The sequence below is a fragment of the Micromonospora sp. ABR4_055 genome (assembly GCF_056160425.1).
In genome coordinates, this window is sequence record NZ_JBSWXD010000031.1 from 25113 (window position 1) to 46290 (window position 21178).

General features: G+C 71.8%; 16 protein-coding genes. 6 read left to right on the forward strand and 10 right to left on the reverse strand.

From position 1 onward, the window contains the following. Positions 1-8 precede the first annotated feature (8 nt). Entirely contained in the window at positions 9-2405 is a 2397-nt protein-coding gene (locus ACXAHD_RS10415; RefSeq protein ID WP_281554385.1) for a Tex family protein, read from the reverse strand. Between the two features lie 183 nt (positions 2406-2588). After that, on the reverse strand, positions 2589-3275 hold the full coding sequence (locus tag ACXAHD_RS10420) for a GOLPH3/VPS74 family protein (protein WP_281554386.1): 687 nt from the start codon (positions 3273-3275) through the stop codon (positions 2589-2591). A 216-nt stretch (positions 3276-3491) separates the two neighbouring features. On the opposite strand from ACXAHD_RS10420, the gene ACXAHD_RS10425 reads away from it, so the two are divergent. Then, complete coding sequence (locus ACXAHD_RS10425) at positions 3492-5072, forward strand: deoxyguanosinetriphosphate triphosphohydrolase family protein (protein ID WP_289212669.1); 1581 nt, start codon at positions 3492-3494, stop codon at positions 5070-5072. A gap of 58 nt (positions 5073-5130) precedes the next feature. Here the strand turns inward: ACXAHD_RS10425 and ACXAHD_RS10430 are convergent, their stop codons facing one another. From ACXAHD_RS10430 to ACXAHD_RS10440, 3 genes are all read right to left on the reverse strand, one after another. Next, complete coding sequence (locus ACXAHD_RS10430) at positions 5131-5463, reverse strand: recombinase zinc ribbon domain-containing protein (RefSeq protein WP_281554388.1); 333 nt, start codon at positions 5461-5463, stop codon at positions 5131-5133. A 106-nt stretch (positions 5464-5569) separates the two neighbouring features. Then, the gene (locus ACXAHD_RS10435) at positions 5570-5968 is read right to left on the reverse strand and encodes a PaaI family thioesterase (protein WP_281554389.1); all 399 of its coding nucleotides are present in this window, start codon (positions 5966-5968) and stop codon (positions 5570-5572) included. Between the two features lie 45 nt (positions 5969-6013). Next, on the reverse strand, positions 6014-7171 hold the full coding sequence (locus tag ACXAHD_RS10440) for an acyltransferase family protein (protein WP_281554390.1): 1158 nt from the start codon (positions 7169-7171) through the stop codon (positions 6014-6016). Between the two features lie 224 nt (positions 7172-7395). Between ACXAHD_RS10440 and ACXAHD_RS10445 the strand changes: the two genes are divergently transcribed. Next, a complete protein-coding gene (locus tag ACXAHD_RS10445; protein WP_475050052.1) occupies positions 7396-9756 on the forward strand; it encodes a putative bifunctional diguanylate cyclase/phosphodiesterase in 2361 nt (786 codons plus the stop codon). Here the strand turns inward: ACXAHD_RS10445 and ACXAHD_RS10450 are convergent. Continuing rightward, entirely contained in the window at positions 9732-10247 is a 516-nt protein-coding gene (locus tag ACXAHD_RS10450; protein ID WP_281554392.1) for a GNAT family N-acetyltransferase, read from the reverse strand. The two genes, ACXAHD_RS10445 and ACXAHD_RS10450, sit on opposite strands and share 25 nt — an antisense overlap. A 241-nt stretch (positions 10248-10488) precedes the next feature. On the opposite strand from ACXAHD_RS10450, the gene ACXAHD_RS10455 reads away from it, so the two are divergent. After that, on the forward strand, positions 10489-11592 hold the full coding sequence (locus tag ACXAHD_RS10455; RefSeq protein ID WP_475050055.1) for a hypothetical protein: 1104 nt from the start codon (positions 10489-10491) through the stop codon (positions 11590-11592). A 54-nt stretch (positions 11593-11646) separates the two neighbouring features. Here the strand turns inward: ACXAHD_RS10455 and hrpA are convergent, their stop codons facing one another. After that, entirely contained in the window at positions 11647-15621 is a 3975-nt protein-coding gene (gene hrpA, locus ACXAHD_RS10460; RefSeq protein ID WP_475050058.1) for an ATP-dependent RNA helicase HrpA, read from the reverse strand. A 66-nt stretch (positions 15622-15687) separates the two neighbouring features. Then, entirely contained in the window at positions 15688-16854 is a 1167-nt protein-coding gene (locus ACXAHD_RS10465) for a phosphotransferase (RefSeq protein ID WP_281567373.1), read from the reverse strand. A gap of 1114 nt (positions 16855-17968) precedes the next feature. Here ACXAHD_RS10465 and ACXAHD_RS10470 point away from each other — a divergent pair. Genes ACXAHD_RS10470 through ACXAHD_RS10480 form a run of 3 tightly spaced genes read left to right on the forward strand, consistent with a single transcriptional unit; the run spans position 17969 to position 19172 of the window. Continuing rightward, on the forward strand, positions 17969-18787 hold the full coding sequence (locus tag ACXAHD_RS10470; RefSeq protein WP_475050062.1) for a helix-turn-helix domain-containing protein: 819 nt from the start codon (positions 17969-17971) through the stop codon (positions 18785-18787). Beyond that, complete coding sequence (locus ACXAHD_RS10475) at positions 18747-18938, forward strand: DUF397 domain-containing protein (RefSeq protein WP_281554398.1); 192 nt, start codon at positions 18747-18749, stop codon at positions 18936-18938. Before ACXAHD_RS10470 ends, ACXAHD_RS10475 begins: the two co-directional genes overlap by 41 nt. Positions 18939-18956: 18 nt before the next feature. Next, a complete protein-coding gene (locus ACXAHD_RS10480; protein WP_281554399.1) occupies positions 18957-19172 on the forward strand; it encodes a hypothetical protein in 216 nt (71 codons plus the stop codon). Positions 19173-19298: 126 nt separating this feature from the next. Here the strand turns inward: ACXAHD_RS10480 and ACXAHD_RS10485 are convergent, their stop codons facing one another. Both ACXAHD_RS10485 and ACXAHD_RS10490 read right to left on the reverse strand, forming a co-directional pair. Continuing rightward, positions 19299-20159: an RluA family pseudouridine synthase gene (locus ACXAHD_RS10485; protein ID WP_475050064.1), complete on the reverse strand. Its 861-nt coding sequence runs from the start codon at positions 20157-20159 to the stop codon at positions 19299-19301. A gap of 82 nt (positions 20160-20241) precedes the next feature. Continuing rightward, the gene (locus tag ACXAHD_RS10490) at positions 20242-20925 is read right to left on the reverse strand and encodes a hypothetical protein (protein ID WP_475050067.1); all 684 of its coding nucleotides are present in this window, start codon (positions 20923-20925) and stop codon (positions 20242-20244) included. Positions 20926-21178 lie beyond the last annotated feature (253 nt).

Below are 21178 nucleotides of genomic sequence, written 5' to 3' on the forward strand. Positions count from 1 at the left end.
CCGACCGGTCAGGCTAGACCCGCCCGGCGCAGCGCGTCGGCGAGCGCACCCTCGGGCTGGCCCCCGCCGCGCTGCCCGCCCCGACCGTCCCTGCCGCCGCGGCCATCCCGGTCACCGCGGCCGCCCTTGCCGTCGCGACTCTGCTGCCGGGGCTGCCCGCCCCGGCCGGGGCCGCCCCGGCCACCGTCCGCACCGTTTCGTTGCCCCGGCGCTCGCCCGGCACCCGGCTCGTCGTCCAGCCGCAGCGTCAACGAGATACGTTTGCGGGCGACGTCCACGTCGAGCACCTTCACCCGGACGATGTCACCGGGCTTGGCCACGTCGCGGGGATCCTTGACGAAGGTCTTCGACATCGCCGACACGTGCACCAGACCGTCCTGATGCACCCCGACGTCCACGAACGCGCCGAACGCGGCCACATTGGTCACCGCGCCCTCCAGGACCATGCCGGGCCGCAGGTCGGCGAGGGTCTCCACGCCGTCGGCGAAGGTGGCGGTACGGAACGCCGGACGCGGGTCGCGGCCCGGCTTCTCCAACTCGGCGAGGATGTCGGTGACCGTCGGCAGACCGAACACGGCGTCAACGAACTTCTCCGGCCTGATCCGGCGCAACGACTTCGTGTCGCCGATCAACGTCCGCAGGTCGCTGCCGGTCTCGGTGAGGATCCGACGGACCACCGGGTAGGCTTCCGGGTGCACACTGGACGAATCGAGCGGGTCGTCGCCGTCGCGGATGCGCAGGAAGCCGGCACACTGTTCGAACGCCTTCGGCCCCAGCCGGGCCACGGTCCGCAGCGCCTCCCGGGACCGGAACGGCCCGTGCGCGTCGCGGTGCAGCACGATGTTCTCGGCCAGCCCGGCACCGATGCCGGAGACCCGGGTCAGCAGCGGTGCCGACGCGGTGTTCACGTCCACCCCGACCCCGTTGACGCAGTCCTCGACCACCGCGTCGAGTGACCGGGACAGCTTCGTCTCGGAGATGTCATGCTGGTACTGCCCGACGCCGATCGACCGAGGGTCGATCTTGACCAGCTCGGCGAGCGGGTCCTGCAGCCGGCGGGCGATGGAGACCGCGCCCCGCAACGACACGTCGAGGTCCGGCAGCTCCTGGGAGGCGTACGCCGAAGCCGAGTAGACCGACGCGCCGGCCTCGGAGACCATCACCTTGGTCAGCTGCAATTCGGGGTGCCGAGCCATCAGGTCGGCGACCAGCTTGTCGGTCTCCCGCGACGCGGTGCCGTTGCCGATCGCCACCAGGTCCACCCGGTGCGCGGCGGCCAACTTTGCCAGCGTGTCGATGGAGGCGTCCCACTGCCGGCGCGGCTCGTGCGGGTATACCGTCTCGGTGGCCACCACCTTGCCGGTGGCGTCGACGACGGCCACCTTCACCCCGGTGCGTACGCCCGGGTCCAGACCCATCGTGGCCCGGCTGCCGGCCGGCGCGGCCAGCAGCAGGTCCCGCAGGTTGGCCGCGAACACCCGGACCGCCTCGTCCTCGGCCGCCTGCCACAGCCGCATCCGCAGGTCAGCGCCGAGGTGGATCAGGATCCGGGTACGCCACGCCCAGCGGACCGTGTCGGCCAGCCACTTGTCCGCGGGCCGACCCTGGTCGCTGACGCCGAAGCGGCCGGCGATGATCGGCTCGTAGCTGCTCGGCCCGGCGACCGCGTCGGCCGGCACCTCCTCCGGCTCCATGGTCAGGTCGAGGACCTGCTCCTTCTCACCCCGGAACATGGCCAGCACCCGGTGCGACGGCAGCTTGGTGAACGGTTCGGCGAAGTCGAAGTAGTCGGCGAACTTGGCCCCCTCGGTCTGGCGTCCCTCGCGTACCCGGGCGGTGAGCCGGCCCCGCGACCACATCCGCTCCCGCAGCCCACCAATCAGGTCGGCGTCCTCGGCGAAGCGTTCCACGAGGATCGCCCGCGCGCCGTCGAGCGCCGCCGCCGCGTCGGCCACACCCTTGTCGGCGTCGACGTAGCCGGCGGCCGCGGTCCGCGGGTCCTGACCCGGATCGCCGAGCAGCAGATCCGCGAGCGGCTCCAGGCCTGCCTCGCGGGCAATCTGCGCCTTGGTCCGCCGTTTCGGCTTGTACGGCAGGTAGATGTCCTCCAGCCGGGCCTTCGAGTCGGCCGCCATGATCTGCGCGGTCAGCGCCTCGTCGAGCTTGCCCTGGCTGCGGATCGACTCCAGGATCGCGTCGCGGCGCTCGTCCAGCTCGCGCAGGTAGCGCAGCCGCTCCTCGAGGGTACGCAGCTGGGCGTCGTCGAGCATCCCGGTGGCTTCCTTGCGGTACCGGGCGATGAACGGCACCGTCGCGCCGCCATCGAGCAGTTCGACGGCGGACGCCACCTGCCCGGCCCGTACTCCCAGTTCTTCGGCGATCCGCTGATCAATCCCTGTGGTCACGTCGCGTGCCCCGCTCCAACTCCCCGGCTGCCGGGCGGGGGTGCTCCCGTCCGGCCCGATGCCTGTGGCCCGGCACCCGTCGTGCGGCCGGTGCCGGGGACCACGGTGGGTGGTCCGGGAAGCATTCTGCCGGCTATCGACCGTCGGTGTCGCGCCACCACGCGACCCGGTCCGCGGCGCAGGTCACCAGGCGATCGACGTGTCCCGCTGCGGCCACAGCCGTACCGCCAGCCGGGACCGTGGCACCGGGTGGTTGATCGCGTCGACCACCGCCGTCAGCTGCGGATCGAGCCGGCTCGCGATAGCCGTCAGTTGTCGACGCACCGTCGCCCCGTACATAGTCACGAACCAGCCTTCGGTGCCGGTGGCACGGACGATCTGGGCCAGCGCGGCGGTCCGGGCGTCCACCGCGACGACCCGGCCGAGGGCGTGGCCGAGCCGGACCCGGGGGCCGACCGCGCGGACCGGATCCATCGCCGGGAACCGGGTCGTCATGCGGCGGGTCACCGGATGGCGGACCTGTTCGGTGCGCAGCACGCCGAGGGTCTCCAGATCCTCGGCGACCACCCCGGGCAGCCCTGGTCGCATCAGGGCGATCCAGTCCGGCACCGGTTGGCGCTGTTCCAGCCGCAGTTCGGCCAGCAGCGGGTCGGCGACCGGGTCACCGAGCGGCTGCCCGTCGACCGGCACCAGCAGGCCGTCGCGGACCTCGGCACGACCGGCGAGGATCAGCGTGGCGATCGCGGTGCCGGCGAGCCCGGCACCGAGCAGATCCCGGCCGACCATCGGCCGGCCGGTGCTGTCGTCGAGCGCAACCAGGAAGAACTCCTCGGTCAGCGTCAACTCCGTCGGAGTTCGAGCACGGCGCATCGAGTCGTCCCCTGCGGCGGTTTCTGGTGCGCGAGCCGAGCAGGGCCGCGGGCGCGGCCCGGCAAGGATGGTTGACCTTGCTGAAGCGGAACCTTACGACGCCGGACCAATCAGCTCAAGCCATTCCTTTGTTGGAGACCGGTGAATGGTCCTTCGACAGCGCCGAAATGCCACCCCGGACCAGGTACGGCACCGGCACCGGGTTAGCGTCTGCTGGTGGACCCGGCACCAGCAGTCCGGTCGGCCACCGAGCCGGCCGGGGACCTCCGCGCCCGCCGCCTGTTCGGCCGACGGGCCGCCGCCGCCAGCGATCTGGCGGCGAGTCCGTTCCGGGCCGACCGCGACCGGATCGTCTCCTCACCGTTCTTTGCCCGGCTGGGCGGCGTGACCCAGGTGATCAGCCCGGGCGGCTCCGGCCTGCTGGTGCACAACCGGCTCACCCACAGCCTCAAGGTGGCCCAGGTGGGCCGGGCCGTCGCCGAGCGACTGGCCGCCGACGAGCGGTACCGGACCCTGCTCGACGAGCTCGGCGGCTGCGACCCGGACGTGGTCGAGGCGGCAGCGCTCGCCCACGACCTGGGCCACCCGCCGTTCGGGCACCTTGGTGAACGGGTGTTGGACCGGGTGACCCGGCACCGGCTCGGTCTGCCGGACGGTTTCGAGGGAAACGCGCAGTCCTACCGGATCGTGACCAGCACCGAGATCCGGGGCGAGGCGGCCGTCGGTCTGGACCTGACCGCAGCGGTGCGGGCCGCCATGCTCAAGTACCCGTGGACCCGGCGCACCTATCCGCAGCCGCATCCGAGCCTGCTGCGCCCGGCGCCCCGTGGCGCCGCGGTCGCGCCCGACGATCCGGCGGTCGGGTCGGTCAAGTTCGGCGCCTACACCACCGAGGCGGCCGACCTGCGGCAGGCCCGGGCGCCGTTCGCCGGGGTGCTCGATCCGTGGCAACAGACCGTCGAAGCCTCGATAATGGACACCGCCGACGACATCGCGTACGCCATCCACGACGTGGAGGACTTCCACCGGGTCGGCGTACTGCAGCAGGGCCCGGTCGCCGGTGAACTCGTCACCTGGCAGCGCTCCGCCGCCGAGCTGCGGGAGCTCACCGACGCGGAGATCGCCGCCAGCGCGCACCGCCCCGGCCGGTCCATCGAGCGGCTCCGCCGCCAGCTGCACCGCAAGGACAGTTGGATCGCCTCCGACGAGGCGTTCGCCGCCGCCGTCGAACACGTCCGTCAGGAGCTGGTGGACGGCCTGCTGATGGTGCCGTTCGACGGGTCGATCGAAGCGGAGGGAAGCATCAGCACGTTCTCCGCGCGGTGGACCCGGCGACTGGTCGGCGCGATCGGCGTCACTGCCAACCCGCCGGTACGCTCCGGCCACGTGCTGCTGGCGACCGCCCAGTGGCACGAGGTGCAGGTGCTCAAGTTCGTGCACCACCGGTTCGTCCTCGCCCGGCCGGACCTGGCGCTGCATCAGCGCGGTCAGGCCGATCTGCTGGCCACCCTGGTCGACGCGCTGCACGCCTGGGTGACCGACCCGGACGAGCAGGGGCGGCTGCCCCGCCGACTGCACGACCTGGTCGAGCTGGCCGAGGCGGAGCTGGCGGCGACCACCGGCACCGGTGCCGTCCCCGGGGTGAGCGGCGCCCCGGGCGGCAGCCTGGTCGCCGCCGCTCAGGGTCGGGCGATCGTCGACTACGTTGCCTCACTCACCGACGGCCAGGCGGTCGCGTTGCTGGGCGCGTTGACCGGCCGGTCCGGGCAGCTGTGGACCGACGCGTTCGTGCTGTGAGCAAGCGTTCGTGCGGTGACCGGCCCGTTCGGGTGGTGAGTGCCGGTCCTGGCGGCGGTCAGTCCCGCCAGCCGTAGTCCAGCCCCACCAGGCTGGTGCCGACGGTGACCCGGGCCAGTACGCCGACCAGCGCCGCCCGCCGCTGGTCGCGACTGACCACGTCGGCGGCGTCGGCGTTCAGCTGTACGTACCGCTGCCACACTTGCTGTTCGATCTCCTCGGCGTTGATCAGGGAACGGTCACATTCCGTGTCGGGGCAGGCATAGTGGCGGGTGCCGTCGTCGGTGCTGGCCGGAATCAACAGGCGGTCACCGCACCACAGCAGACCGCGCAGGATGTAGAGGTCGGAACCGGTCGTATCACGGCGTGCAGGGTTGACCATGATGCCCATGTCTCATCGCCTCCTGCCAGTGTGTACGGACCGGAGAGCTGTCCGGTTCGCCGGATCGCCGCAGCAATGGGCGGGCTGTCGCGCATCGGGCGGGCCACCGACGGCGTCAGGAGCGGCGGCCGCCTCCCGGCCGGAGGTTCTGCAGCCGCACCTGACCCCGGGCGACCAGTTGTCCGTCACCGTCGGTGATATGAACCTGCCACAGCTGTTGGCTGTAGCCGCGGTGGACCGCAGTACCGACGGCGATCAGTTCCCCGCCGGAGACTGCCTTCAGGAAGTCGGTCTGATTGGCCACCCCCACCACCCGGCCCTCGTCACCGAGCCAGGTCGCCGCGCCGATGCTCGCCGCGCTCTCCACCAGCGCGCAGTACGCCCCGCCGTGCACGATCCCGAACGGTTGGTGCAGCGCCGGGGTCACCGGCAGCCGCAGCTCCACCCGCTCCGCGGAGATCTCTTCGGCCCGTACGCCGAGCTGTGCGTCGAACCCACCAACTCGCCTGTCCATGGTGCCTCCCGTCGGAGGGCGGTGCCGCCCCGTCGGCGAGCGTAGTCAACCGGTGAGAGCGTCCCGCCGGGGATCCGGCCCGGTCTGCCGCCGGTCCCGCGTCGGCGGTTCGGGTGGTCCGGGCGGAGTTGCCGGCGGAGTCGGCCTGAGTCGACGCATCGCCGGCAGCTCGACCCACCGGTGTAGCGGCACCGCCAACAGGTAGGACCCGACCAGGAACGCCAGCGTCAACCCGACCGCCTGCCCGGTGGCCCACTCCCGGTCCCGGCCGACGAGGTGCATCACGGTCACGATCACCACGAGATGAAGCAGGAAGAACGCGTATGACACCTCGCCCAGGTGGACCGCGACCCGGTGGCGCCACCAGGACCGCCGGCCGTGCAGGTCGGCCAGTGCCGCCGCCGGGACCAGCAGACCGATCGTCACGATCGTCGCTGCGGTGTCGCGGGCCTGCGCCGGCAGCCACTCGACGGCGAGATAGTTCACCACCCACAGAGCGGTGGCCACCCGCAGTCCCGGACCCCGCCAGGCGCCCCGCCGCACCAGCAGCGCCAGCACGATGCCGAGCAGGAACTCCAACATCCGTACCGGCGGGAAGATGTAGACGAACCAGCGGCGGTGTTCCGCCGCGATCAGCAGGTCGGCCACCACCGGCATCAGCCAGACGGCGGCCGGCAGGGCGACGGCGGCGACCCGCAGCGCCGTCGTGCCGAGCCGGCGCAGTCCCGCGTACAACAGGGGGAACGCCAGGTAGAACGCCATTTCGCAGGACAGCGACCAGGTGACCGGGTTGATCCCCAGGTAGTACACGTCCGACGGATGCCAGGCCTGGACCAGCGGTGCTGAGAAGGCCAGCAGCCGCGGCCAGATGTCCGGCAGTCGTGCTGTCAGCATCAGGCCGACGACGGCCGGCACCAGGGCGACCAGATGCGCCGGGTAGACCCGCGCCAGGCGTCCCCACCAGAACCGACCCGGCCGGTAGCCGGGGCGGACCGACCAGGTGAGGACGAAACCGGACAGCACAAAGAAGAACGAAACGCCCAGGTCACCGCCGTTGAACAGGATGCCGGCGACCCGGTCGGCCGGCGGGTCAGCCAACGGGATGAACGAGTAGGCGTGCACGCCGAAGACCAGTAGCGCAGCGGCGAACCGCAGCCCGGTCAGCGACGGCAGCCGGCCCGGCGAGGGAGGGGTGGCAGGCACCGGGTCAACATATCCACCGACTTCGCACGTCAAACCGGCGATATCCGACCGAGCCATACGCCAAACGGACGATTGGTCGGCGGTGCGGCAGCGACCATCAGCCGCGACCGATCGGCCCCACCGTGGCGGGCCCGGCCTGACCAGGCTGACCGCCCCGTCACCTTGGTATGGTGTCGGCCTGTTCGACGAATCAGCCGGTGAATGACATGTGCGCAGGGGCCATCGTGACGCGACCCGCGGCGCCGGGGACGGGACGGGCCTTGTCGTCGTCGTTGCCGGCACTGGTGTTCCTGGCCTTCGGTGTTGTCGCCGCCGTGCTCTACGCGGCGTTCGACACGCCGATGATCGCCGGACCGGCCTTCACCGTCGCCGGGGTCGGTGGCGCGCTCGCCGTGACCCTGGGCCCCCGTTGGCACCGGGCCCAGCCCCGCTGGGCCTGGTGGCTGCTCGCTGTCGCCTGCGTGTGCTTCCTCACCGGGGCGCTGGCCCGGCCGTGGGCGGTCGAGCAGGACGGGCCGTACGCATTGGCCGCCGACGCCGCCACCGTGCCGGGTTACCTGTTCATGCTGCTCGGCCTGGCCGGGCTGCTGCGCACCCGGGGCCGGCTGCCGTCACACGCGGTGATCGACGGTCTGATCGTCTTCATCGGTGCGGCGCTGTGCTCCGTACTGCTGCTGGCGGTGCCGGCGGGCAGCATCGCCGACCGGCCGGCCCTGGTCTCCGCCCTCGCCGCGCTGTATCCGATCTTCGACGTGATCCTGATCCTGCTGCTGGTCAGCCTGGCCTTCACCACCGCCGTTCGGCGGCCGAGCTACCTGCTGCTGGTCGCCTCCATGAGTCTGCTGGTGGTCGGCGACGTGCTGTACGCCATCATCGGGGTCTCCGGTCAGCTCACCGGTTCCCGGCTGCTGGATCTGCCCTTCATGCTCGGCTTCCTGCTGATCGGCGCCGCCGCCCTGCACCCCTCCGTGGTCGACCTCGGCCAGGCGGCCCGGCTGCCGGTGCAGGCCTGGTCGTGGCAGCGGCTGCTGCTGATCGGCCCGGCGCTGGCCGCGCCGTTCGTGCTCACCGTCTTCGTCTCCGGGCGATCGACGGCCGACCGGCTGGTGCTCGGCGTGGGCGGTGCTGCCATGGTGGTGCTGCTGATGATGCGGGCGGTCTCCGCCGTCCAGGGGTACGCTGCCGCGCAACGCCGCTACGAGCACCGCGCCACCCACGACCCACTGACCGGCCTGCCGAACCGGTTGATGCTCGCCGCCGAGGTGCGCCGGTTGCTCACCGCCGGTCGGCGGCCAGCGGACGCCGGGGTCTGGGTGTTCTTCCTCGACCTCGACGGGTTCAAACTGGTCAACGACTCGTGGGGGCACCACGCGGGTGATCAGCTGATCGCCCAGGTGGCGGCCCGACTGCGGGCGGCGCTGCCGGCTGCGGCGACGGTCGCCCGGGTCGGTGGGGACGAGTTCGTCGTGGTCCAGCTGGGAAGCCGCGCGCAGGCCGTGGCGCTGGCCGACCGGATCATCGACTGTGTGCACGAACCGCTGCGGATCAGGCAGGTCGAGGCGGTGATCACCGCCTCGGTCGGGATCGCCGGGACCCAGCTCGACGACGGTGGCGCGGGCAACGATCCGCCGGTGACCGCCGACGCGTTGCTGCGCGACGCCGACACGGCCATGTACCAGGCGAAGGCCGACGGTCGCGGCCGCTGGGTGGTGTTCGACGCGTCGATGCACGAGCGGGTCCGCGAGCGGGTGGAGATCGAACAGGCCCTGCGGATCGCCCTCAGCGAGGACGATCTGCGGATCGCCTACCAACCGATCGTCGACCTGGAAAGCGGCAGCCTGATCGGTGCCGAGGCGTTGCTGCGCTGGGAGCATCCGGGCCGGGGCAGCATCTCACCGGCGGTGTTCATCCCGATCGCCGAGGACACCGGGCTGATCGGTCCGATCGGACGCTGGGTGCTCGACCGGTCGTTGCGGCAGCTGGCGCAGTGGCGGGCGGACGGCACGGTGACGGCAGACTTCTGGATGTCGGTCAACGTGTCGCCCCGCCAGTTGCGTGACCCGGGTCTGATCCGGGCGTTGGACGATGCGCTCGACCGGCACCGGGTGCCGGCCTCCGCCGTCGTCCTGGAGATCACCGAGTCGGTGATGATCGACCCGACCAGCGTCACCGGCCAGGTGCTGGCTGACCTGCGGCAGCGGGGGATCCGGATCGTCGTCGACGACTTCGGCACCGGGTTCTCCGCGTTGGGCTATCTACGCAAGCATCCGGTCACCGGGGTCAAGGTGGACCGGGCGTTCGTCGCCGGCCTCGGCCAGAGCGCCAAGGACGAGGAGATCGTCCGGGCGGTGGTGGCGATGAGCAGCGCCCTGCACCTGACCGTGGTCGCCGAGGGGGTGGAGACCCCGCTGCAGCAGGGCGTGCTGGCCGTCCTCGGCGTGCTGTTCGGGCAGGGCAGGCTCTGGGGAGAGCCGGTCGGCCCGGCTGAGTTCGCCCGACGGTGGGCAGGCCGACCCGCCGACCCGGTGGACGGGCCGGTGGTGCCGGCTGCCGGACAGGTTCAGGGGCGCGGCGGCAACTCGTAGAGCCAGTACGTCTGCTCGTCCAGCCGGGTCGCCCGCGCTCCCTCGGTCAACGTCCCCAGGGTCTGATGGATGGCCCGGCCGAGCCCGATCTGGTCGTTGCGGCGGCAGATGTCCAACGCCGCGACACCGTCGCTGTCCTGCACGCGTTGCCACATGTCGGCGATCACCGATTCGAAGATGCCGCTGCCGCGGTACTGCGGATGGACGGCGAAGAAGCCGATGTACCAGATCCGGCGTTGCGCGTACAGGTCCGGCCAGCGGTGGGCGAAGTAGTCCGGGGAGATCAGCGGCATCGAATCCAGCTCGTTGGTGAAGGTGGCGAGCGCGGTAAGCAGATCGGGGGACCGGTCGTCGCGCCCCAGATACTTCAGCACCCGGGCGTCGCTCAGCACCTGGTCGAACTCGACCCGGTCCATCACGTGCCGTTGGACCGCGGTGACCCGGAGTTCGTCGAACGCGGTGGTGTACAACTGCCAGGTCGGTTCGGACAATTCGGGTGGTATGCTCGTTTCGACCTGAATGCGCATCACTGTCCTCCGGGGCTCGCGGCGGGTAGGCGGGGGTGGACGCGAGCCCTGACACCGAGTATGAGTGACCGCTGAGCCCAAGGTCAGGCTGCGGCCGGCATCCGAAACTTTCCGGCAGCGGCATCGATCCGCCGAACGTCCGGCTGCGTACTGCTGTACGGGCACAACGGTGCGCCGTGCCCGCGAACGCCGAGGAGGGGCAGCCATGCAGCGACCGGCACAGGGGGGCGAACCAGCCGCGATCGAACTCGGCGAGGTGCAGGCTCCGGCACCTGCGCGGGAAACCAGTCCGGTGCGGCGATCCGGTCCTGCCTGGCATGGTCCCACGGCCGGGTATCCACCTGAACCGGCTCACCACCCGCAGCGCCTCGACGACGAGCCGGTGACCGTGTCGCCACGTCTGTTGCCGCCGCCGCCGCCGTGGCTGGCCCGGGAACTGGACCGACCGGAACCGGTCACCCCGGCGGTGCCGTTCTTCGACCCGGAACCCGACATGACCGGGCCGGCCGACGGCCGACCACGCCGACTCGCGATGGTCGTCACCGGGCTGGTGGCGCTGTTCCTGGTCGCCGCGCTGGTCGGGGCCGGCGTCGTTGACGCGCTGCGGACCACATCGGACACCACGGTCGCCGACTCCCCGCCGCCGGCCGACGGTCCCGGTGTGGTCGACCCGGCCGCCGTCGATTCGGAACCCGCCACCGAACGCCTGGTGACCGGCCCGCTCGGCGAACTACAGCAGGCTGAATTCGACCTGGTCAGTGGTACCACGACGGTCAACATCGTCGCCGCCGATCTCGGCGGCGACCTGTACCGGGTCCGGACCCCGATCGACGCCGACGTGCAACCACGGGTGATCGCCGACGGCAACCGGATCAAGCTGCACCTGGTGCCCAACGACCAGTCCGGACCCGGTGTCGTCGACATCGAGCTGCACTCGTCGGTGCGCTGGCAGTTGCGGCTCACCGGCGGCGTCGCGGAACACTCGATCGACCTGACCGGTGCCGAGCTGAGCGGAGTGGACATCGTCGGCGGGGCGGCCCGCATCGAGCTGTCCCTGCCCGCGCCGGACGGCACCCTGCCGGTGCGGATGACCGGCGGCGCCAACCAGTTCCTGATCAACGCCCCGGATGGGCCCCCGGCCCAGGTCCGGTTCGGGTCCGGGGCGGCCAGTGCCACCATCGACACCCGCAGCCACGACGGCATCGCCCCCGGTGCGGTCTTCACCGGCCAGGGCTGGGCGGGCGCGACCGACCGGTACGACATCGACGCCGTCGCCGGACTGTCCGTGCTCACCCTGCAACGGAACTGACCGGCACCGCTCAGACCGACCGGACCGACCCGGTCGGCGGCGGGACCGACCGGCTCACTCGGCCTGCTCGGCCTCGTCCATCGCCCGGTAGATCCGCTGCTCCGACACCGGGTACGGGGTACCCAGCGCCTGGGCGAACACGTTCACCCGCAGCTCCTCGATCATCCAGCGGATCCGCCGGGCGGCTTCGGTGTTGTGCCGGGCCGGCGGCAACCCGTCGAGCATCTGCTGGTACTCCCGGCGTACCGTGTCGATCCTGGCCTGTTGGTCGCGGTCCCGGCGCGGATTCTGCGGCAGCTTCTCCAACCGGCGTTCGATCGCGGTCAGATAGCGCGGCAGGTCCGCCAGCCGGGCGTACCCGGTGGCGGTCACGAACCCCGGGTAGACCAGGGCGGCGAGCTGCTCGCGGACGTCGCTGAGCGCCGCCACCAGCGCGAGATCGGTGGTACGGCCGAGCCGCTGCTGCACCGCGTACGCCGCCGCCAGCACCTGGCGTACCCGGGAAACGATCTCGACCGTGACGTCGACCAGCCCGGCGCGGACCTGCTCGCGCAGCGCGGTGAAGCCGTCGGCGTCCCAGGCCGGACCGCCCGCCTGCGTCATCAGCAGGTCCACCGCCGCCCCGGCGCAGTCGTCCAGCAGCTCGACGACGTTGCGGTACGGGTTGCGGCTCAACGCCAGCTTGTCCTGGTTGGACAACCGGCCGGAGACGAACTTCGCCGGGGACGGCAGGGTGAGCAGCAGCAGCCGCCGGGTGCCGGCCCACATCGACCGGTCCCGCACGGCAGCGCTGTCGAACACCCGGACCGCGACGCTCGCCCCCTCGTCGACCAGACCCGGGTACGCGGTGACCCGGTATCCGACCCGGTCCTGCTCGACGCTGCGCGGCAGCGCGCCGATGCTCCAGTCGCGCAACCCGCGGCGTTCCACGTCCGGCGCGGCGGCCGCCACCACCTTGCGTACCTCAGTGGTCAGCTCGCGGCGCAGCGCGGCCAGGTCCTTCCCCTCGGCCAGCGGCTTGTCGTTCTCGTCGACCACCCGGAAGGTGACCCGTAGATGCTGGGGCACCTTGGTCAGGTCCCAGGCGTCGTGCGGCACCATCACCCCGGTCAGCCGACGCAGCTCCCGACCCAGCGCGTCCAGCAGCGGTTCGGAGCCGGGGGTGATCGCGGCCAGCACCGCGCGGGCGAAGTCCGGCACCGGCACGAAGTTGCGGCGCAGTTGCTTCGGTAGCGACCGGATCAGGGCCACGACCAGCTCCTCGCGCAGCCCGGGCACGTGCCAGCCGAAGCTGTCGTCGGACACCTGGTTGAGCATCGCCAACGGCACGTCGACGGTCACCCCGTCGGTTCCGGTGCCGGGCTCGAACCGGTACGTCAGCGGCAGGGCCATCCCGTCGGAGTGCCACTCGTCGGGGAAGTCCGCCGGGTCGATGCGGCCCTTGCCCTGGTTGACCAGCATGTCCCGGTCGAAGGTGAGCAGGTCGGGCCGGTCCCGGCGGGTCTTCTTCCACCAGGAGTCGAAGTGCCGGCCGGAGACCACCTCGGCGGGCAGCCGCTGGTCGTAGAACTCGAACAGGGTCTCGTCGTCGACCACGATGTCCCGGCGGCGGACCCGTTCCTCCAGCTCGCCGACCTCATCGAGCAGCGCCCGGTTGTCATGGAAGAACCGGTGCGGGGTGTGCCAGTCGCCCTCGACCAGGGCGTGCCGGATGAACAGCTCCCGGCTCAGCACCGGATCGACCCGGCCGAAGGTCACCTTGCGGCCGGCAACCAGCGGTACGCCGTACAGGGTGACCTTCTCGTAGGCCATCACCGCCGCCTGCTTCTTCTCCCAGTGCGGCTCGCTGTACGAGCGTTTCACCAGGTGGCCGGCGAGCGCCTCGACCCACTCCGGTTCGATCCTGGCGACCGTGCGGGCCCACAGCCGGGACGTCTCGACCAGCTCGGCGGCCATCACCCAGCGCGGCGGTCTGCGGGCCAGCGCCGAGCCGGGGAAGACCGCGAACTTGGCCCCCCGGGCGCCCAGGTACTCCGGCTTGGCCGGGTCCTTCACCCCGACGTGCGACAGCAGGCCGGCCAGCAACGACTGGTGTACGGCGGTCGGCGCGGCCGGCTCACCGCCCCGGTCGACCGGTACGTTCATCGACCGCAGCACCTGCCGGATCTGGCTGTTGATGTCCTGCCACTCGCGGACCCGCAGGTAGTTGAGGAACTCGGCCCGGCACATCCGCCGGAACGCGCTGCCGGACCGTTCCCGCTGCTGCTCCCGCAGGTAGCGCCACAGGTTGAGCAGCGCGACGAAGTCGGACTCGGGATCGGCGAACCGGGCGTGCGCCTGGTCGGCCTGGGGTTTGTGCTCCGCCGGCCGCTCCCGGGGGTCCTGGATGGACAGCGCGGCGGCGATCACCGCGACCTCGTCGACGCAGCCGTTGCCCTCGGCCGCGAGCACCATCCGGCCCAGCCGGGGATCCACCGGCAGCTGCGCCAGCCGCCGACCTACCTGGGTCAACCGGGGCGGCAGGCCCGGCGACGGCGGCTCGATCGCGCCCAGCTCGTGCAGCAGCGCGACGCCGTCGGTGATCTGCCGGCGGTCCGGCGGCTCGACGAACGGGAACGCGGCGATGTCGCCCAGCCCGATCGACGTCATCTGCAGGATCACCGAGGCCAGGTTGGTCCGCAGGATCTCCGGATCGGTGAACTCCGGTCTCGACTCGAAGTCGGCCTCGTCGTACAACCGGATGCAGATGCCGTCCGAGGTGCGCCCGCAGCGGCCCTTACGCTGGTTGGCCGACGCCTGCGACACCGGCTCGATCGGCAGCCGCTGCACCTTGAGCCGGTTGCTGTAGCGGGAGATCCGCGCCGTACCCGGGTCGATGACGTACTTGATGCCCGGCACGGTCAACGACGTCTCGGCGACGTTGGTGGCCAGCACCACCCGCCGGCCCGGGTGCGGCTGGAAGATCCGGTGCTGCTCGGCGGCGGACAGCCGGGCGTACAGCGGCAGGATCTCCGTGTCGCGCAGCCGGGGCCGGTTGGCGACCAGCTTGCCCAACGCGTCGGCGGCGTCGCGGATCTCCCGTTCGCCGCTGAGGAAGACCAGGATGTCGCCGGGGCCTTCGCCGGCCAGCTCCTCGACCGCCGCGCCGATCCCGTCGACCTGGTCGAGGGTGACGGTGCCCGGCGTGGCGTCGGGGTCGTCCGGGTCGACGGTCTCCCGCAGCAGCGGCCGGTAGCGCACCTCCACCGGATAGGTCCGCCCGGACACCTCGACCACCGGTGCCGGTGGCCGGCCCGGCTCGCTGAAATGGTCGGCGAAGCGCTGCGGGTCGATCGTCGCCGACGTGATGACCACTTTCAGGTCGGGGCGGCGGGGCAGCAGCTGTTTGAGGTAGCCGAGGATGAAGTCGATATTGAGACTGCGTTCGTGCGCCTCGTCGATGATCAACGTGTCGTACTGGCGCAGCATCTTGTCGTGCTGCAACTCGGCCAGCAGGATCCCGTCGGTCATCAGCTTCACCAGGGTCTGGCCGCCGACCTGATCGGTGAATCGGACCTTGTAGCCGACCACGTCGCCCAGGGTGGTGCCGAGCTCGTCGGCGATCCGGTCGGCGACGGTACGGGCGGCCAGCCGACGCGGCTGGGTGTGCCCGATCAGCCCGCGCACCCCACGACCCAGCTCCAGGCAGATCTTCGGGATCTGGGTGGTCTTACCCGAGCCGGTCTCGCCGGCCACGATCACCACCTGGTGGTCGCGGATCGCCGCCGCGATGTCGCCGGCGCGTTCGCTGACCGGCAGCCCGTCCGGGTAGCGGATCTGCGGCACCGCGTCCCGCCGCCGCTGCACCGCCTGCTGCGCCGACGCGACCGCGGTGGCGATCTCGTCGAGCGCCGCCTGCCGGGCCTGCGGATCCCGGACCTTGCGTACCCCGTCGAGGCGTCGGTGCAGCCGCCGTTCGTCACGAAGAGTCAGCTCGGGGAGGAGTTTCAGCAGTTCAGAGGCGGAGCGCGCGGCGGAGGGCGGGTTCATGGCGCTGACCACGATACCCGCCGCCCCTCGCCCGGTCGCCCGGGTTTCCGGCCACCTGTCCCTGGTTCAGGCCACCGCGTTCAGCAGCCTCTCCAACGTCGTACGCGTCGGAAGCCGGGACAGCACGTGTCGCACACTGCGCTCGGCGTACCGCCGATCCTCGGTCGTCCGCGCAGCCAACGCTGCCTCGACCTGCTCGGACACGTAGTTGACCAGACCGGTCGCCGCGCCCCGGAAATCGGCCAGGCACCGTGTCGGCACGCCACCGGCCCGCCGACGGTAGCCGTCGACCAGCGCCCGCGCACCGACGGCGTCGACCCGACCGTGCGGTGCGACTGCCCAGTCCAGCAGGGCGTTCGCCAACTCCCAGGCCGGCGGCTGTCCACCGGCGTGCTCCCAGCCGACGACGACGAGGCGACCGTCGGGAGCGAGCCGGGTCTGCGCCGGCCCGAGCGTGTTGTGGGTCAGCACCGGATCCGGCACCGGCACGTCGCGGCCGACCGCCGCCAGGTCCTCCAGGGCCGGCACCGCCGCCGCCAGTTGCCCGGCCCAGGGCGCCTGCCGAGCGGTTGCGGTGGCCGCCAGCCCGGCCCAACTGGCCGGACCGATCCGTCTGGCGTGCCACGGGCTGACCCGACCGACCGGCAACGCCAGGCCGTGCAGCGTGGCGAGCACGTCGCCGACCGCACCGGCGACCGCCGCGCTCACCGGGGCCGCGAGCGGCGGTCCGGCCGGCAGATGCTGGTACGCCCGCCACCGGTGCCCACCGACGGACTCGACGACCTCGCTGTCGCGGCTGCGTACCGGGGTCGGCAGCAGCACACCGGCCGCTGCGGCGGCCAGCTGCAGGGCGACGTCAGTGTCGGCGTCGACGGTCGGCAGCCAGGTGTCCACCGTACGGACGGTGAAACGCCCTCGGTCGGTGTCGATCGACCAGCGGCGGCCGATGTCGTCCGGGCGGGCCAGTGAACGCATCGGGCCGGCGACGCTGCCCAGGTCGAAGCGGTCCGCGATCGCCTGGGCAAGCGACGGGTCGGCGGTGTCGGCCCGCCCGTGCATCCGGTCGACCTCGGCCTTGAGCTCCGGCCAGGTGCGGAAGCCGTACTGACCGGCCAGCGCCGCCTGCGCGTCGGCCAGGGTCGTGGTCGGAACGACGTCACGCAGCCCGGCCAGCAGCTCCTTGGCCTGTTGCCGCAGGTGGTCCAGGTGCGGATTGTCGGGGAGCGTCTTCACGGGAAACCTCGCTCTGCGCCCGGACTCGCACGGGCGGATTCAGAGCTCCGGCGTCCGTCGCTCGAACCTCGGACCTGGGGTGGCTTCGAGCCTTCCGGCGAGTCTCGGCGCGATCCCCGACGCGCTGCCGGTGAGCTTAACCGGCCACGGCGCTGCCGTCGACTGCCCCGCGCGCTGTCCGTCGCTTTCTGCCCGCCGCTCCCCGCTTCCCGCCCCCCGCCGCTTCCCCGCCCGGCCGCTCCGCGATGTGAGGCTGAGATACGTTATCTGGCGCGGAATAGGTATCTCAGCCTCACATCGATGCGTCAGGACCCGTGTGGACGTCGGGAATGGCCCGGAGTGCTCCGTCGCCCGCCCATTCGGTGGTGCCTCCCGGGCAGGGAATGCGGCCGGTCGGCCGCGCTGGACCGGCCGTCGTGGCGGACCCTCCCGGACGGGGGCTGGGGAGAGGACCGCCATGGGACCGGTCGCGGCGAGCGGGGGAGCGGAGCACCCCGGGTGTCTACGGGGGCTGGTCACTCGTCGTTGACGTCGTCACCCTGGTCGTTGCCTGCGTTGTCGTGCGGATAGCCGGCCGGCATCAGACCGGACAGTTGCAACACCGCTCGGACCCGTCGCGCCGAGCTCGGGTCCCACCGGTCCAGGATGGCGAGGGCGGCGCAGCGACGGCCGGCACGGCGCGACCACCCCGCCGCACCGGTGGCACTCGCCGGTGGTCCGATTCGGAATATGCGTACGAGCCGTCTCGTTCGCCTGCCGGATCGCCGCCTCCAGCGCGGCGGAGCGTGGCTGAGCGCCCTTGAGCTGGAATGGCCAGTCGCGGTCCGGGTCGACCTGCCCAGGGGTTCGCTTCGGCAGCGGAGGCCGGTTCGGTGTCAAGTCGACATCGCGTGGCGTACTGATCGAGGTGTACCGGGCGAGCCGGGGCGTCCCGCCGATTCCGTCGTTCCTGGGCACTGTTCCCCCTACGTGGAGAGTGCGATTCGGGTGCCCCGGAGGGAACGCTTGCCGGTCATTCCCTCCGGGTCTGACTTCCACCCTGGACTATCCGTCGCCCGGCCGGGAAGATGTGTGGCGGTAATAGGATCACTACCTCATCAGCGTGGGGGAACAGATGGCGAACGTGAATGAGTTTCGGCATATCCTGCGGTTGCGGCGGACCGAGAAAGGACTGTCGCAGGACGCGCTCGGCTCACAGGTGCACGTGACCGGATCGCAGATCGGCCACTACGAGACGGGGCGCTCACTGCCGCCCGACGACCTGGCGGTCAGCCTGGACCGGGTGCTCGGCACCGGCGACGAGCTGCGCCGGTTGGCCGAGCAGGCGCGCGGCGAGGCGGTCGCCCCATGGATGCGCCCGTGGAAGCTGAACGAGTCCCGGGCGGTGCAGCTGCGCTGGTTCGAGCACTCGCTCATCTCGGGGCTGCTGCAGACCGAGGCGTACGCCCGGGAGGTCATCTCCGCCGGCACGCACACCGAGGTGCAGATCGAGGAGATGACCCGGGAGCGCATGGAGCGGCAGACGGCGGCGCTGGAGCGGGTGAATCCGTACCCGGTGCCGTTGACCGCCATCATCGGCGAGGCCGCGCTGCGGGTCGGGCCGTCGGCGCTGATGAAGGACCAGCTGGAGCATCTGGTCGACATCGGCCACCGGCAGACCGTGCACGTGCGCGTCCTGCCGTTCTCCGCCGGGCTGCACCCGGGGCTGGCCGGTGCGTTCGTGTTGGCGACCCTGCCGGACGGCGGAACGGCGGCGTACATTGACGACCAGATGGCAGGGCGGGTCTGCGAGACCGCCGACAAGCTCCGCCACCTGGTGCTCGCGTGGGAGATGGTCTGCGCGCGGGCACTGCCCTGTGACCAGTCCCGTGATCTGATCCTGAGAGTGATCGATGAGCATGAGCGAGCCGGTGTGGCGCACGTCCACCCGTAGCAGCAGCAACGGCGGCGCCTGTGTCGAGGTCGCCGACAACCTTCCCGGCCGGGTCCTGGTCCGGGACAGCAAGGACCGTGCCGGCGGGACGTTGACCTTCGCCCCGTCGGCCTGGTCCCGCTTCGTCACCTCGACCAGGCGCCCCACGTAGCTGATCTTGGCGGTGGTCGTGGCAGCGCGAGTTTGCGTCGAGTGGCCACGGTCGAGGGCACCCGCCGGCGCCGGATCCGGCATCGGCCGGGCGGTGGCGCTGCGGCTGGCCGCCGAGGGAGCGGCGATGGTCGGCTGCGACGTCGACACCGATGGGCTGGACGGCACCGGCAAGCTGCTTGCCGCCGCCGGACACGCCGCCGTCATCACCTCGGACGGCGGCTGGACCAGCTGACCCGCCGTTGGAGGCAGCGCCGCCGGACGGCTTGCCGCAGCCGACGGCCGCGCTGCCGGGCCAGCGGGGCGCGGATATCCGCCAGGTCAGCCGGACCCGTGCAACCGCTGGTACGCCCGGCCCAGATCATCCGGCAGGGGAGCGTCGCCGGGAACCAGGTTCCCGAAGGCAGGGTCCAGGGGCGCCGTCACCCCCCCCCCCCCCCCCCCCCCCCCCCCCCCCCCCCCCCCCCCCCCCCGCCGTCACGTCGACCCGCCTGCCGCCGGCCGTGTCGAAGCCGAGCCGCCAGGCGTGCAGATAGGTGCGTACCCCGCTGGCGGCGGCGGTGCGGTCGAACAGTGGGTCACCGACGATCGGGTGCCCGATCCAGGCCAGGTGCACCCGGATCTGATGCCGGCGGCCGGTGAGCGGCGCGACAGCGAGCAGCCGGTGCGTGGCGTCGGCTACTGGCGTACCGGATCCGGTGGTGACCCCGTCGGACCCGGCGGTGACGGCGGTGATCCGGCTCTGCGACGGATAGCTCTTGACGTGGTCGAACTCGGTTCCGGCGGCGAGCGACCAGCGCGCGGTGGCGGCGTCGAAGCCGATGTCGGCTCGGTTACCGGCGACCCGGACCCGGTTCTTGCGGCCCACGCTCAGCGGCAGGTCGACGACGCCGACGTCGGGCAGCGGCGCGCGAGCGGCATCGGCATCGGTTGCGGCGGCCGACACCACGGCCAGATAGACCTTTTCCACGGTACGGCGGTTGAACTGCCGGGTCAGGTCGCCGTGGTGGCGCAGCTGTTTGGCGAACAGGATCGCCCCGGAGGTGTTCTTGTCGATGCGGTGCACCGGGAAGACCGGCTCACCGGCCTCTTCGGCGAGGCGGGCCAGGTCGGTGCCGTGCCGTTCGCCCATCACCGACACACCGGGAGGTTTGTTCAGCACCAGGGCGGTGTCGTCCTCGAACAGGACGGCACCGGCGCGAAGTTCGGTCCACAGGTTCACCGGTGGCCGAGGATACGCCGCACGTGGCGGCGTACCCCCGGCGCACCCTGTGCTCGCATCAAGAGGCGATGCGCCGGACGGCTCAGCCGGCGGCGGACCAGATGGCGGTGAACGCGGCGGCCTCACCGGCCAGCCAGCGCTCCACCTGGTCGGGGCGGGACGTGACGTCCGGGCGGCGGAAGGTGACGCCGCGCCGCAGGTCGACCAGGACCGGCTCGGCGTGCGGCAGCACCTGGTCCATGTGCCGGGCCATCAGGTGCAGGGTCGCGGTGTACGCGTCGGGGCTGGGTGGCTGGTCGTCGAAGTGGATCCGGACCGCTTCGGCGTGCCCGTCGGGGTACCGCAGGCCGAAGTGTGGGTTGATCTTGACGGGGAGGTTGCCGACCATGCCGAGCGCGTCGTGGGTCTGCGCCAGCTCCACCTGGGTCAGATCCCCCAGCGACTCCAGGTAGCGCTGCGCGCCTGGGGTGAGGGTCGCGTACAGCGGCTGCCAGCGCTGGGCGACCTGCCCGACCACGGCCGCCAGGTGGCTGCCGCCGGTGCGGAACCGGATGTCGGCCTTGAGCGCCTTGACCAGCTGCCCGTGCGGGTTGAACCCGGAGCGGCTGACCCGCTGCCGGCGCAGCCCGCCGACGAAGGTTGCCTTGGCCGGCCCGGACTGCCCGACATAGCGGGTGAAACCGAGCAGGGTCGCGTACGGGACCGGGGCGGGGCTGGTCGGTGCTGCAGTGGGGGTCGAGGCGGTGGCAGGAGGGGGTGCGATCACGGCGTTCCTTCCCAGGTCAGGAGCCGGATTAGTACACCCATTCTAATCGAGAAGTGACGCTGCGCCCAGTGTTTGATCACGCTCCGACGCACTGTCTGGCCTGTCAAGAGACGGCCGGTCCGATCGCAGTTGGTCAACGGTGTGGCCCGTCTCCGTCTCCACGGCGGCCAGCGATACCGTGCGTACGCTCGCGAGGGGGGGGGGGGGGGGGGGGGGGGGGGGGGGGGAGGGGGGCGGGGGGGGAGAGGCAAGG

Excerpts from the sequence above, each read along its gene's own strand:
- ACXAHD_RS10420 (WP_281554386.1), bottom strand. The coding sequence starts at position 3,275 with ATGCGCCGTGCTCGAACTCCGACGGAGTTGACGCTGACCGAGGAGTTC.
- ACXAHD_RS10430 (WP_281554388.1), bottom strand. The coding sequence starts at position 5,463 with ATGGGCATCATGGTCAACCCTGCACGCCGTGATACGACCGGTTCCGAC.
- ACXAHD_RS10435 (WP_281554389.1), bottom strand. The coding sequence starts at position 5,968 with ATGGACAGGCGAGTTGGTGGGTTCGACGCACAGCTCGGCGTACGGGCC.
- ACXAHD_RS10455 (WP_475050055.1), top strand. The coding sequence starts at position 10,489 with ATGCAGCGACCGGCACAGGGGGGCGAACCAGCCGCGATCGAACTCGGC.
- hrpA (WP_475050058.1), bottom strand. The coding sequence starts at position 15,621 with ATGAACCCGCCCTCCGCCGCGCGCTCCGCCTCTGAACTGCTGAAACTC.
- ACXAHD_RS10470 (WP_475050062.1), top strand. The coding sequence starts at position 17,969 with ATGGCGAACGTGAATGAGTTTCGGCATATCCTGCGGTTGCGGCGGACC.
- ACXAHD_RS10475 (WP_281554398.1), top strand. The coding sequence starts at position 18,747 with ATGAGCATGAGCGAGCCGGTGTGGCGCACGTCCACCCGTAGCAGCAGC.